This window comes from Aurantimicrobium sp. MWH-Uga1 (assembly GCF_003325955.1).
GTDB lineage: Bacteria > Actinomycetota > Actinomycetes > Actinomycetales > Microbacteriaceae > Aurantimicrobium.
Genome location: NZ_CP030929.1, coordinates 1 through 13,373, shown reverse-complemented (window position 1 = coordinate 13,373; position 13,373 = coordinate 1). Strand labels below are relative to the sequence as shown.

Here is a 13,373-nt window from a genome sequence, read left to right as displayed (position 1 = left end):
ACCGAGGTGTTCCTGTGGGGTTGCTGAATTCGGTAGACTTCTGAACACTATGGCTGCAGAAAAGAAGAAGCGTACAAAGGCTCCCCGCAACCCTGAGACCTCGGCTCACGAATCGCCGAATCCTGTCTGGTTCAAGCCCGTCATGTTTGGCTTCATGCTCATCGGACTGGTGTGGATCATTGTCTTCTACATCAGCCAGGGAACCCTGCCCATCATGGCACTGGGTTCCTGGAACATCTTGGTCGGTTTTGGCATCGCCTTCATCGGTTTCTTGATGACTACCAGGTGGCGATAACTCTAATTACACGCGTGTAATTCTCCCCATGTGGATAAGCATGTGGATAACTGTGTTTGTTAACCCGCCACAAACATCGGGGCGTGTGAGAGGGCAAGTCCGACAAAAACGGCCACCGTCAGACTAATTAGAGCAAACTGAAGCTTCTGTTGTGAGGGCTTCCTTGTCTGCACAAAGATCAAACCCAGCAGTGCACCGCCGAGCAAACCCCCCAAGTGTGCTTGCCACGAGATGCTCATTCCTGGCAAGAAACCAATAACCAAGTTAATGCCTACAAGCACTAATAGCTGGGTTGTTTCGCCGCCGAGCTTGCGTTGAATAACCAAGAAAGCGCCGAGCAAACCAAATATTGCACCGGATGCACCCACAACAAAAGTGTTGTGAGAAGCCCAAAACATGACGCCCAACGATCCGGCTAGGCCGGAAGCAAGATAGAGGGTAAGAAAACGACCACGACCGAGCAAACGCTCCAACATTTGGCCAAAAACCCACAGTGTGTACATGTTCAACACGATGTGGAAAATAAAGCCCGTTGAATGCGCAAAAACAGAGGTAATCATGCGCCACGGCTCATAAGGAGCGCCGATGGCACTGTATTCGCCGTAGCTATACAGCGGGGCATAGGCCAAAAAGCTTGTGGCATCTAAACCTGGCAATAACTGCAACACATAGAAGAAGAACGTAATCCCGATCAGGGAATATGTGACGACAGGAGTCTGGTTAGCTTTGCCACCAAGTGCTTGTCGACCTACTCGAGGGGCACGAGCTTGAGCTTGGCCTAAACATTCCGGGCAAATAACACCCACCGGTGCCGGAGTTTGGCACTGGTAACACACTGACCGATCGCAGCGCTGGCATCTAACGAAGGTTGCCGCGTCTGGATGGCGGTAACAGGAAGGGGCTACCTCCTCGGTAGCCCCCCAACCTGCTTCGTTGGTCACGAAAAGTTAGACCTGTTCGACTGTGATCGACTCGATCACAACGTCATCGAGTGGGCGGTCACGGCCATCGGTCGAGACATTACCCAGCTGGTCAACAATTGCACGGCTTGCGTCATCTGCAACCTCACCAAAGATGGTGTGCTTGCCCTGCAACCAGGTGGTGGGTGCAGTGGTGATGAAGAACTGAGAACCGTTGGTTCCCTTGCCGCCGTAGGTACCTGCATTAGCCATGGCAAGGATGTAAGGCTGAGTGAAGTCGAGTTCAGGGTGAATCTCGTCATCGAACTGGTAGCCAGGGCCACCGGTTCCGGTGCCCAGAGGGTCACCGCCTTGAATCATGAAGTCTGGAATGATGCGGTGGAATATGACGCCGTTGTAGAGAGGGTCATTGCGCTTTGCACCGGTCTTGGGGTCGATCCACTCGATTTCTCCCGTGGCCAAACCAACAAAGTTCTTCACGGTTTTAGGAGCGTGGTTTCCATAAAGGTTGATCTTGATAGGGCCAAGAGAAGTGTTCATCGTGGCAACTGCAGTGTGTTTTGACATGCCTCAATCTTTCCACACAGACACTGTCAATTCTCTGCGCGTTCGCTGAACGAGGAACCGCTCTGGTGCCTTTCCCAGACAACAGTGGCAAGATGGGAATATGGCACGCAAAAAGATGACAGAAGCAGAAGCACTCAAAGCGCAGGCTGAAGCACTGTTGCACGAACAGCAGCAGGTTCTCGCACACGCTGGAAGTGTCGTCCGACAGGCCAGTCGTGAACTCGGTCGCGTCACGAGTGAAGAAGTAGTGCCGCGTGTTGTTCGGGGCACTCGCACCGCCGCCACTAATACCCGCGACAAAATCGTGGAAGACGTGCTCCCCTCCATTGCAGCAGCCATTGGAAGCACTCTCTCTGTCATTGATGCGGCACGTGACAAGCGGGCCGGCGAACTGACCAAGCAGGTTGCAAAACTAGCTGCTGGTAAGGCCGCCGTTTCAAAGTCTGCGCCTGCTCCCGCCTCCGCGAGTGCTGGAAAGTACATCGCTATTGGTATCGGTGTTGCCGCACTTCTTGGCGTTGGTTACGTTGTCTGGCAGACCTTCCGCGCAGATGACGAACTCTGGGTCTCTGAAGACGAATAATCCTCATGGCGTTGATTCTGCCCCAATTCCCCGTGGGGTCAGTCTTGATGCCCTATATGCCTTTGGCATTACGAGTATTTGAGCCCCGTTACCTCAAACTCATGGGAGACCTGGTTGGTTCCGATAACCCTGTCTTTGGTGTTCCCCTATATCCTCAACGTGTATCTGCAGGCCAACAACCTGAGCGTCTGACTATTGGCACGGTTGCCAAAGTAGAAGACTTTGGCATGACCGATGAAAACCTTGGCATCACCGCCACAGGCACCAAGCGTTTCGTCATCACAAAGTGGTTAGAACCAGATCCTTACCCTCGAGCAGAAGTGGAGTATCTTCCTGAGCTGGTCTGGGATTACACGTTTGATTCTCAGCGCATGAGTCTTGAGTTAGAGGTTCGTAACCTGCTCACTCGTGCAAGTAAGTATGGCGAGATGCTCTGGGATGCCGACACTGAAATCTCTGATGAGCCTGTTGCGTCAATCTGGCAGCTGTGCGGAATGCTGCCGGTGGGGGGTCCTGAACTTCACACCCTTCTCGAATCAGAAGATGTTGAGACTCTTATCGAGAATGCGCTTGCGATTTGTGCTGGCGGAAATAGGTATTTGGACGCTCTCGATACAGGCCAATCCCCTGCTGATGAGTCATAGTTTTCGATAGAGGTATAGACGCAACTGATGGTTGATGTAGTGAAATACAACGAAGCGGTGACCGGAGATAACAGACCTGTCATTGATTTCTTGTTCCAAGAATTCCTTCAAGCACTTCCCACTGCGACATACAAGGTGTGGCATGGTGCCCCGGTGTGGTTCTTAGATGACATTCCCATCGTTGGGTATCAAGACCACAAGCTGGGAGTGAAGGTGTTGTTCTGGAGTGGGAAAGACTTCTCCGAACCTGGCCTTCTCGGTGTCGGCAAGCACCGAGCCGCAGGCATCACTTTCACGAACGTTACAAATATCAATGTGGATGATCTCCGGAGATATTTACGTCTTAGCACTGAGGTCATCTGGGATTACAAATCCTTGAGGCCCAAGAAGTAAAAACAAAACACCCGCCAGAACTGGCGGGTGTTTTTTGTTGTGGAGCCTAGGAGAATCGAACTCCTGACCTCCTGCTTGCAAAGCAGGCGCTCTACCAATTGAGCTAAGGCCCCGATTGCTTTTACTACTTTACATCAATTTATAAAGTGCAATTGCGTGGGGCTACCAGGACTTGAACCTGGGACCTCTTCATTATCAGTGAAGCGCTCTAACCACCTGAGCTATAGCCCCGCTTAGGCAGATTCGAGACTACCGGAATCTCGGCAAATCTCTAAATCGAGCCTTGTTATGTTTACTGCTGGTTGGTGAATCCGACGGACAGACCGCCGGTGATCTTTGCAGCTGCGTTGTAGAGAACTGCGCAGATGGCACCCAAAACAGTAATCACAATGAGGTTAACCAGGCCGACAGCTGCTGCTGCACCGACAGTTCTACCAATTGACGCGACCGAATTCAGGTCAAAACCGCTTCCACTACCGAGGACTTCACCAGCAACACTGTTGGCAGTTTCGAAGATGCCGGTCTGAACAAAGACGAGGTAAATCAGGAAGGTGCCGATGACAACAACGATGAACTGAGCTAACCCAAGAAGGAAGGAAAGCTTGAGTGCTGACATGAAATCAACATAAACAAGCTTGAGTCGAACCTGCTTGGCTTCGGGGCCTTTGGGTGCTTTTTCTCCCTTTTGGGGGAGCTTGCTCTTGAGCTTGTCTGCCATGGAGCTACTCATTTGGTGCCTCTTCCACTACAGCGTCTCCGCTGGTTACTTCTTCTTCGTTCTGCTCTTCTGCAGAATCAAGATTACGCTCTGAATTGCGTGCGACAGCAAGAATCTTGTCGCCTTCTTCAAATCGGGCAAAGACAACACCCATGGTGTCGCGACCCTTGGCAGGAACTTCATTTACTGCGGAACGAACAACTTTGCCTGATTCAAGAACGACAAGAACCTCATCCTCTTCACCCACAATGAGTGATCCGACCAAGTCTCCCCGGTCTTCGCTGAGCTTGGCAACCTTGATTCCTAGACCACCACGGTTTTGTGTGCGGTATTGGTCTGCGTCAGTTCGCTTCGCGTAACCACCCTCGGTGACGACGAACACAAAGCCCGAGTCAGAGACTAATGAAGCCGACAGAAGGCTGTCGCCGCCACGGAACTTCATGCCGGTCACACCCGAGGTTGAGCGCCCCATGGGGCGCAGTGCCTCATCGGTTGCCGTGAAGCGGATACTCATACCCTTGCGTGAAACGAGGAGAACATCGGAGTCTTCTTCAAGTAAGAGTGCTGAGACGAGTTCGTCTCCTTCACGCAGCTTGATCGCGATGATTCCACCGGTGCGGTTGGTGTCGTATTCGGTCAGCGCCGTCTTCTTGATCAAACCATCACGAGTAGCGAGGGCTAAGTACTGAGCTGCTTTGTAGTCACGGATATCCAGAATCTGTGTGACCTGCTCATCTGGGCCCAGTGCAAGCAGGTTTGCAATGTGCTGACCCTTTGCGTCTCGGCCTGCTTCTTGAACTTCGTACGCCTTCGCTCGGTAGACGCGTCCGGTGTTGGTGAAGAACAACAGCCAGTGGTGAGTTGTGGTGACAAAGAAGTGTTCCACGACGTCATCTGCACGGAGCTGCGCTCCCTTCACACCACGACCGCCGCGGTGCTGACTGCGATAGTTGTCGCTGCGGGTGCGCTTGACGTATCCGCCGCGGGTCACCGTGATAACCATTTCCTCTTCAGGAATGAGGTCTTCAACATTCATGTCGCCGTCGAAACCAGGCATGATTTCTGAACGGCGGTCATCGCCGTAGCGAGCCACGATATCGGTGAGTTCTTCCGACACTATTTCACGCTGGCGGGCGGGGCTAGCCAGAATTGCGTTGAACTCCGTAATCTGAGCTTCCAGTTCAGTTGCCTCATCAATGATCTTCTGACGCTCAAGTGCTGCAAGACGGCGCAGCTGCATTTCCAAGATTGCACGAGCTTGCAACTCATCAATCTTGAGGAATGACATCAGTCCATCGCGGGCATCTTCAACTGTGGGGCTCTTGCGAATCAGTGCAATCACTTCATCGAGGGCATCCAGAGCTGCAAGGTAACCTTTGAGGATGTGCATACGCTCTTCTGCCTTACGCAGACGGAACTGCGTGCGGCGAACAATGACATCAATCTGATGCTCAACCCAGTTGGAGATGAATCCATCGATGGAGAGGGTGCGGGGAATGCCATCAACGATGGCGAGCATGTTCGCGCCAAAGTTTTCCTGAAGCTGTGTTTGTTTGTAGAGGTTATTGAGAACAACCTTGGCTACAGCATCCCGCTTGAGAACGATGACCAAGCGCTGACCGGTACGACCCGAGGTCTCATCGCGGATATCTGCGATACCGGTGATCTTGCCATCCTTGACCAGCTCCGCAATCTTGATTGCGAGGTTGTCAGGGTTGACCTGATAGGGGAGCTCGGTCACAACGAGGCAAGTACGGCCCTGAAGTTCTTCCACGTTGACGACTGCACGCATCGTGATGGATCCACGGCCCGTGCGGTAAGCGTCTTGAATTCCCTTGACGCCCAGGATCTGCGCTCCGGTGGGGAAGTCAGGTCCCTTGATTCGAGCAATGAGCGCTTCAAGAAGTTCTTCACGGGTTGCATCGGGGTTAGCAAGAGCCCACAGTGCACCCTCGGCTACTTCACGCAGGTTGTGGGGAGGAATGTTGGTGGCCATACCCACTGCAATACCCACCGAACCGTTGACCAGCAGGTTGGGGAAGCGCGAAGGCAGAATGGAAGGCTCTTGGGTGCGACCGTCGTAGTTGTCCTGGAAGTCGACGGTTTCTTCGTCGATATCGCGAACCATTTCCAGCGCCAGCGGAGCCATCTTTGTTTCGGTGTAACGAGGAGCAGCAGCGGAGTCGTTACCGGCAGAACCAAAGTTTCCCTGACCTAAAGCCAATGGGTAGCGCAACGACCAGGGCTGAACCAGGCGCACGAGTGCGTCATAGATGGCTGAGTCACCGTGAGGGTGGAATTGGCCCATGACGTCACCAACAACACGGGCACACTTGGAGAATGCCTTGTCGGGACGGTAGCCACCGTCATACATCGCGTAAATCACACGTCGGTGAACAGGCTTGAGTCCGTCACGAACGTCAGGAAGTGCGCGGCCCACGATCACACTCATGGCGTAATCGAGATACGAACGCTGCATTTCCAACTGCAGGTCTACCTGCTGGATGCGGTTTTCTCCATTTTCGTCAGTAGTGACGAGGTTGTCGTTAGATGTCAAGGAAACGCACATCCTTTGCATTCTTCTGAATGAAGTTTCGACGTGATTCCACGTCTTCACCCATCAGGGTTGAAAATATTTCATCGGCAGCTACCGCGTCATCCAGAGTCACCTGAAGCAAGGTGCGGGTTTCGGGGTTCATGGTGGTGTCCCACAACTCGCGATAGTCCATTTCACCCAGACCCTTGTAGCGCTGAATTCCGTTGTCCTTGGGAATCTTCTTGCCAGCAGCAAGTCCAGCTTCAAGTTGGCGGTCTCGCTGTTCATCGGAGTAGACATACTCGTGATCTGCGTTCGACCACTTCAATCGATACAGCGGCGGTTGTGCAAGGTAGACATATCCGAGCTCAATTAGTGGCTTCATGTAGCGGAACAGCAGGGTCAGAAGCAATGTGGTGATGTGCTGGCCGTCAACGTCCGCATCAGCCATGAGCACAATCTTGTGGTACCTGGCTTTTTCTGGGTTGAAGTCTTCACCGATACCTGCACCAAAAGCCGTGATCATGGCTTGGACTTCGTTGTTTGCCAATGCCTTGTCCAGGCGCGCCTTTTCAACGTTGAGGATCTTGCCTCGCAGAGGAAGAATGGCTTGAGTTTCAGGGTTACGTCCTTGAACAGCGGAACCACCTGCGGAGTCACCCTCCACCATGAAGATTTCAGAAATCGATGGGTCTTTGCTTGCGCAGTCCTTCAGCTTGCCGGGCATGCCTCCACCCTCAAGCAAGCCCTTGCGTCTGGCTGTTTCGCGTGCTTTGCGCGCAGCCATACGCGCCGTTGCTGCTTGCAGTGCTTTGCGGATAATTTCTTTGGCCTGGTTGGGATTGCGTTCGAACCAATCACCAAGGAAGTCACCGGTGATGCGCTGAACAAACGCTTTCGCTTCAGTGTTTCCGAGCTTGGTCTTTGTTTGACCCTCGAACTGGGGTTCACCCAACTTGATTGACACAACCGCAGTCAAACCTTCACGGACATCATCACCGGAAAGGTTTTCATCCTTTTCTTTGAGGATGCCTTTTTCGCGAGCATACTTATTGACCAATGTGGTCATTGCTGCACGGAAGCCTTCTTCGTGTGTTCCACCCTCGTGTGTGTTGATGGTGTTCGCGTAGGTGTGAACACTCTCGCTATAAGCAGTGGTCCACTGCATGGCGATCTCACAAGAAATCTTCTTCTCGGCATCTTCGGATTCGAAGTAAATGATTTCGTCGTGAACGATGTCATTCTTCTTGATGGTGTTTAAGTATTGGACGTAGTCCATCAAGCCGTTTTCAAACATGTAAGAAACGGTCAGTGCGTTGCCTTCACTGTCTTCTTGATTTTCATCAATGAGCGTGATGCGCAGGCCCTTGTTGAGGAACGCCATCTGTTGGAAGCGTGCGCGCAGGGTTTCGTAATCAAACTCGACGGTTTCAAAAATGTCGGCACTCGGCCAGAAGGTAATGGTGGTTCCCGTCTCATCGGTCGGTCCCTGCTTGGCAAGGGGTGCCTCGGGAACACCAATGTTGTAACTCTGGGTGTACGAGAAGCCTTGACGTTTGACCTCAACTTCGAGGTGAGATGACAGCGCGTTAACAACAGAACTACCCACACCATGTAGACCACCGGATACGGCGTATCCGCCGCCGCCAAACTTTCCACCAGCGTGCAGGACTGTCAGAACAACTTCTACGGTGGACTTACCTTCGGTGGGGTGGATATCCACTGGAATTCCACGACCGTTGTCAATAACCCGAATGCTGCCGTCTTTGCGCATGAAGACTTTGATGTCGTCGCAGTATCCTGCGAGCGCCTCGTCGACAGAGTTGTCTACGATCTCATAGACCAAGTGGTGTAAACCTCTAGGCCCTGTTGAACCGATGTACATACCCGGGCGTTTACGAACTGCTTCGAGTCCTTCAAGAACCTGAATATTACTGGCGCCATATTCGCCATCTGGTGTTGGCTTTTCAGATTCTTCAGACATTCGTTACGTAACTCCCTTATGCACGTTTCGTGACAGCTCTAATTCTATCTTTTTCGAGCTGAGAAAATCAGAAGAAACGGGCTCTGGCGCGTTTTTATTTAGTGCTTGACCAGAAACCTATTCTTAGCCGTAAGTATCGCGAGGACCACGCCCTGGAATTGATTTGGGGCCACGTTTCCAGCTTGGGGCGTTGGGTCCCTGAAAGCGGATGGCGGTAATGCCGGATTCTGGGTGAGAATTTAACACCTTCGTGAGGACTTCAGAACTCATTAATCTCAGCTGTGTAGCCCAGGCTGTTGACTCGCATAGAACAGACAGCGTGGAGTCCGTAATTCCCAAAACTTTAGTGCGCGCCGCGATGTCCGGTCCAACAATCTCCGGCCAATCAGTCAGCACATCAGATTGGGCTAAAGGCGCCTTCCATCCCAGTTCCTGAGTGAGGTTTGCCAGGACGTCATCGAGTCCTTTGGGGTCGCGGCCGGGAGAAAATGGCATTTCGCTGGCATGCTCTTGCGCATTTCGGCGCCGAGCTTTGGCATCCCGGGAAAGCTGTGTCCGGGGTGTACCGGTTGCCTGAGACTTCAACCGGGCATACAGCGCCATAGATTCTGTCTCTTCGGGCCCCGCCGCGTTAGCGGCGTCAGGCCCGCTGCCCTCAGAAGCCATCAAGCTTGATCACCTCCATCGGCGTGAATAGTTCCTCGTTGCACATGAAACACGTGTGTCATTAAGGCTTCTGGTACGTCTTCTGCGACGGCAGCAGTGATAAATGTTTGTTCAAAATCAGCAACGGCGTCGGCTAACCGTTGGCGTCGTGTTGAATCAAGCTCGGCGAAAACGTCATCCAAAATCAAAATGGGGTCGCCCAACACTGATTCACTACGGAGCAGTCGCGCTGCAGCGAGTTTCAAGGAGAGTGCATATGACCATGTTTCTCCGTGGCTGGCGTAGCCTTTTGCTGGTAATCCGTTAAGTGTGAATTCCACATCATCTCGATGTGGACCAACAAGAGTTATTCCGCGTTCGATTTCTTGAATTCGGCCAGTTTCAAGACTGTGTCTAAAGGCTGCCAAATACTCTTCAGAGCTGTCTGCTCCGGTAATTGAGGGCTTAATTTCCAGTGAAACCTCATGATCTGCACCGGCAATTGCATGATAAGCCGAGGTCAGTGGAAGTGAAAGATCAGCCAGTAGGCGGCGACGCTCGCTCATGATTTCTGTGCCGAGAGAAACCAGCCGTTCATCCCAAATGTCGAGAGTTCCTAAGTTTCCAGCCTCTACATCTTTGACCTTGGCTGTTTTCAGTAAGGTATTGCGTTGTTTGAGCACTCGATCATAATCAGCAACGACACCGGCCAATCGCGGTGTTCTCTGGATTATCAGGTCATCCATGAACTTGCGCCGCCCAGCTGGTTCGCCACGAATTAACATCAAATCTTCCGGAGCAAAAATGACCGTGGAAATATATCGCGGGAAATCACGCAATTTGGCATTTGCCCTGTTCACCTGCGCTTTATTTGCGCCGTTTCGATTCAATTGCGCTTCGAGAAGGATCGTGCGACCATCATGTGCGAGGTTTACTCGCACAATGGCCGCATCAGATCCTTGGCGAATGAGCGCAGAATCGATGCTTGTTCGGTGAGAGCCCAGGGTTGCCAGAAAATTGATGGCCTCGACGATATTTGTTTTGCCTTGACCGTTAGATCCGACAAGAACAACAGAACCAACGGAAGGTTCAATATCTGCAGTGGCGTAATTTCTAAAGTCACGAAGACTGAGTGAGCTTACGTGCATCGCTCAGAATCCTTGAGCCCTAGCGAAGAAGCAGGTTGGGCTGCAATAAGTAGCGGTACGCGTCTTCAGAAGGAGTGTCTTTAGAAGTTTGGCTTGTTATCAAGACAGGTCCTGGTTTTGCAGGGTTCTCTACAGAAGTGAAGCCAATGCGCGTAAATTCTGAGTGAACAGCACCCAATCCATCAAGGAGGAAGTCTGGTTTAAGTGAAACAACTACTTCAGAACCAGATACCACTGCATCAATAGTTTCAGAAGCCTGAGCTTGTTCTCCACCAATGGCTTCTAGGGTCAAAGAATTGTTTGCGAAAGTAAACCGCAAAGCCGCTTCACGCTCAACAACTAGTTTGACGCGGCGGGTTGCTTCAATAAGATCTGCGGTATTAACTACTGCGTAGTTTTCAACTTTTTCGGGGAACAAACGCTTCACGGGTGGGAAGTTACCCTTAATCAGCAGCGAGGTAACAGTCTTGTTATCGGCAGTGAAAGCAATCAGTTCACGATCGTCTTTGTTGGTGATTGAAATGGAAATATTTCCGCTGTGACCGAAGGTTTTACCAATTTCTTGCATGGTACGCGCAGGAACTAACGCAGTAAGGTCAGAAACTGTTCCTGTAGATTCCCAAGGAATATCGCGGATTGCGACACGATAACGGTCTGTAGCAACCAAACTCAGGGAATTTCCGGTGATTTCTAGCTGTACACCGGTAATTACCGGAGTGACATCATCACGTGACGCAGCAACAGCAACCTGTGCTACTGCGGAAGAGAATTCTTCCGCAGGGAGAACACCAGTTTCTCCCTCAACCTGAGGAATGGTCGGATATTCCTCTACTGGCATAGATAGAAGAGTGAAGTTTGCTGATCCACAACTGACTTGAATGCGCGACTCGACGCTTTCAAAAGTAACTGGGGCATTGGGTAAACGGTTAGCAATTTCTGCTAACAACCGGCCTGAAACCAAAACTCGTCCAGGCGTTTCAACTGTTGCAGCCACTTTGGTTTGGGTTGAAACTTCGTAATCAAAAGAAGAGAAAACAAGACCTTCAGCGTTCGCTTCAATGAGAACACCAGCAAGAATCGGCAAAGTCGTGCGAGCCGGGAGCATTTTGACGGCAAAAGAAACGGCTTCACTGAGCACATCTCTGTTTACTTGAAACTTCACCGTGAGGCGCCTTTCCTTCAAACCCAACCTGGGTCTTTCATGCTATCGCGGTTTTTATAGGCGAAATAAGCCTGGGTCTTAAAGGTTATTGAACCTCAATGAATAATTAAATAACTCTTTAATCTTCTTAACGCCTGTGGATAGTGTGCATAACTCAACAAATTCCATATATCTACTAGAAACTACATCAGCGTAAGTTGTGTTTGGCGTGTGAGTACTTCCCACAGGGGGCCTTATCTAGAAGAGGCAAGGAACATTCTTATTCACAAGAATTTATTTTTCATACACAGGCTCATTCGGCGATTTCCCCACATATTCACAGAGTTATCCACAGGGGGAAAACCCTAGTTATTGCGAGAATACGAGTTTCGCTGCTTAATACGTGTGGTCAGTTCGGTGACCTGGTTGTAAATAGAACGACGTTCTTTCATTAATTCAGCAATTTTTTTACACGCGTGCATCACTGTCGTGTGATCGCGACCACCAAAAAGCTGACCAATTTTAGGCAAAGAAAGGTTTGTCATTTCACGACATAGATACATAGCGATTTGACGTGCAGTAGCAATTGCTTGGGCTCGAGAAGTGCCAGTTAGTTCGTCAATACCGAGGCGGAAGTAATCTGCCGTGTTGTTGATGATGTCAATCGGCGCAATGATGTCATCTTCGTCAAGCGTGATGAGGTCTTTAAGAACTGTTTGTACCAGAGGAAGATCAACAGCTTGTTTGTTGAGGTTGGCAAATGCCGTTACACGGATGAGTGTTCCTTCAAGCTCACGAATATTGCTGGTTACTTTGGTAGCAATGAATTCCATGATGTCGTCTGGAACGCTGAGTTTTTCTCGCTCAGCCTTCTTGCGAAGAATGGCAATACGTGTTTCTAAGTCAGGTGTTTGAACATCTGTAATCAAGCCCCATTCGAAACGGGTGCGCATGCGGTCTTCGAAACCAGTTAGATGTTTGGGTTGAACATCGCTTGTAATGACAACCTGTTTGTTGTGATCGTGCAATGTGTTGAAGGTATGGAAAAACGCTTCTTGAGTCTCTGCTTTACCCTGCAAGAATTGGATGTCATCAATCAACAAAATGTCAATATTGCGGTAACGAGACTGAAAAGCCGCGCCACGGTTATTTGCAATGGAGTTAATGAAATCGTTGGTGAACTCTTCGCTACTGACATAACGAACACGAATGGTGGGATACAAACTCTGCGCATAGTGACCAATAGCGTGAAGAAGATGTGTTTTTCCCAAACCTGATTCACCATAAATAAACAAAGGGTTGTATGCCTTTGCTGGTGCTTCCGCAACAGCAACAGCTGCCGCATGTGCGAAACGGTTTGAACCACCAATAACAAAACTGTCAAAGTTATAACGAGGGTTAAGTCGTGATTCCAGTTCACTTTCCGTCGCCATAATCGTTGGCGCAGTCACAGGGTTGCGATCCTCTTTGACCTCTTCCACCTCAACAGCCGGAGCTGGCTCATCTAAGGCAACTAAATCTGGGTTAACAACAACGGCGAACGTGGAAATCTCACTCAATTCACCCAGACTTCCGATTGCAGAAAGCAAAGGACCACGTAAGCGTTGTTCAACCATGCTGCGGGTGAAATCATTGGGAACTTCAAGATAGAAGGTTCCGGCCATAATCCCCTTGGGTTCAATGAGGGAAGCAAAACCGTACAGAGGTGGTGTTACGCCGGGATCTGATGCAAGAGCTTCGAGGATGGAATTCCACGTATCGCGCATGCCGTCATCAGCCACGGAAATTCCCTCTCAAAA

13 protein-coding genes and 2 tRNA genes are annotated in these 13,373 nt (G+C 50.8%); 4 read left to right on the top strand and 11 right to left on the bottom strand.

All coding sequences use genetic code 11. The features are described 5' to 3' along the window. Positions 1-49: 49 nt before the first annotated feature. Complete coding sequence (locus AURUGA1_RS00075; RefSeq protein ID WP_096382882.1) at positions 50-295, top strand: cell division protein CrgA; 246 nt, start codon at positions 50-52, stop codon at positions 293-295. 59 nt (positions 296-354) lie between these two features. On the opposite strand, the gene AURUGA1_RS00070 is transcribed toward AURUGA1_RS00075, so the two are convergent. Together AURUGA1_RS00070 and AURUGA1_RS00065 are read right to left on the bottom strand one after the other, a co-directional pair. Then, positions 355-1,101 carry a rhomboid family intramembrane serine protease gene (locus tag AURUGA1_RS00070; protein WP_240187367.1) on the bottom strand — a complete coding sequence of 249 codons (747 nt, stop codon included), beginning with the start codon at positions 1,099-1,101 and terminating at the stop codon, positions 355-357. Between the two features lie 141 nt (positions 1,102-1,242). Then, positions 1,243-1,782: a peptidylprolyl isomerase gene (locus tag AURUGA1_RS00065; protein WP_096382886.1), complete on the bottom strand. Its 540-nt coding sequence runs from the start codon at positions 1,780-1,782 to the stop codon at positions 1,243-1,245. A gap of 100 nt (positions 1,783-1,882) precedes the next feature. Between AURUGA1_RS00065 and AURUGA1_RS00060 the strand changes: the two genes are divergently transcribed. From AURUGA1_RS00060 to AURUGA1_RS00050, 3 genes are read left to right on the top strand one after another with little or no spacing between them, the layout of a single operon-like run. Next, positions 1,883-2,365, top strand: coding sequence for a hypothetical protein (locus tag AURUGA1_RS00060; RefSeq protein WP_114128338.1), 483 nt, complete (start codon positions 1,883-1,885; stop codon positions 2,363-2,365). Between the two features lie 5 nt (positions 2,366-2,370). Next, entirely contained in the window at positions 2,371-3,009 is a 639-nt protein-coding gene (locus AURUGA1_RS00055) for an LON peptidase substrate-binding domain-containing protein (RefSeq protein WP_114128337.1), read from the top strand. Between the two features lie 27 nt (positions 3,010-3,036). After that, positions 3,037-3,402: a DUF1801 domain-containing protein gene (locus tag AURUGA1_RS00050; RefSeq protein ID WP_114128336.1), complete on the top strand. Its 366-nt coding sequence runs from the start codon at positions 3,037-3,039 to the stop codon at positions 3,400-3,402. Positions 3,403-3,442: 40 nt separating this feature from the next. On the opposite strand, the gene AURUGA1_RS00045 is transcribed toward AURUGA1_RS00050, so the two are convergent. The 9 genes from AURUGA1_RS00045 to dnaA form a co-directional block, all read right to left on the bottom strand. Further along, positions 3,443-3,515 (bottom strand) — tRNA-Ala (locus AURUGA1_RS00045). Between the two features lie 44 nt (positions 3,516-3,559). After that, a tRNA-Ile gene (locus AURUGA1_RS00040) sits at positions 3,560-3,633 on the bottom strand. A 61-nt stretch (positions 3,634-3,694) separates the two neighbouring features. Further along, positions 3,695-4,132, bottom strand: coding sequence for a DUF3566 domain-containing protein (locus AURUGA1_RS00035; protein ID WP_114128335.1), 438 nt, complete (start codon positions 4,130-4,132; stop codon positions 3,695-3,697). After that, positions 4,125-6,677, bottom strand: a complete 2,553-nt coding sequence (gene gyrA / locus AURUGA1_RS00030; protein WP_240187366.1) for a DNA gyrase subunit A — start codon at positions 6,675-6,677, stop codon at positions 4,125-4,127. The genes AURUGA1_RS00035 and gyrA overlap by 8 nt, the downstream gene beginning before the upstream one ends. Further along, entirely contained in the window at positions 6,667-8,640 is a 1,974-nt protein-coding gene (gene gyrB / locus AURUGA1_RS00025; protein ID WP_114128333.1) for a DNA topoisomerase (ATP-hydrolyzing) subunit B, read from the bottom strand. The genes gyrA and gyrB overlap by 11 nt, the downstream gene beginning before the upstream one ends. Positions 8,641-8,763: 123 nt before the next feature. Next, positions 8,764-9,306, bottom strand: coding sequence for a DUF721 domain-containing protein (locus AURUGA1_RS00020; RefSeq protein ID WP_114128332.1), 543 nt, complete (start codon positions 9,304-9,306; stop codon positions 8,764-8,766). Beyond that, positions 9,306-10,433, bottom strand: coding sequence for a DNA replication/repair protein RecF (recF, locus tag AURUGA1_RS00015; protein ID WP_114128331.1), 1,128 nt, complete (start codon positions 10,431-10,433; stop codon positions 9,306-9,308). The genes AURUGA1_RS00020 and recF overlap by 1 nt, the downstream gene beginning before the upstream one ends. Positions 10,434-10,452: 19 nt before the next feature. Beyond that, positions 10,453-11,595, bottom strand: coding sequence for a DNA polymerase III subunit beta (dnaN, locus tag AURUGA1_RS00010; protein ID WP_114128330.1), 1,143 nt, complete (start codon positions 11,593-11,595; stop codon positions 10,453-10,455). Positions 11,596-11,939: 344 nt separating this feature from the next. Beyond that, positions 11,940-13,361, bottom strand: a complete 1,422-nt coding sequence (gene dnaA, locus AURUGA1_RS00005) for a chromosomal replication initiator protein DnaA (RefSeq protein ID WP_371412374.1) — start codon at positions 13,359-13,361, stop codon at positions 11,940-11,942. Positions 13,362-13,373: the final 12 nt, after the last annotated feature.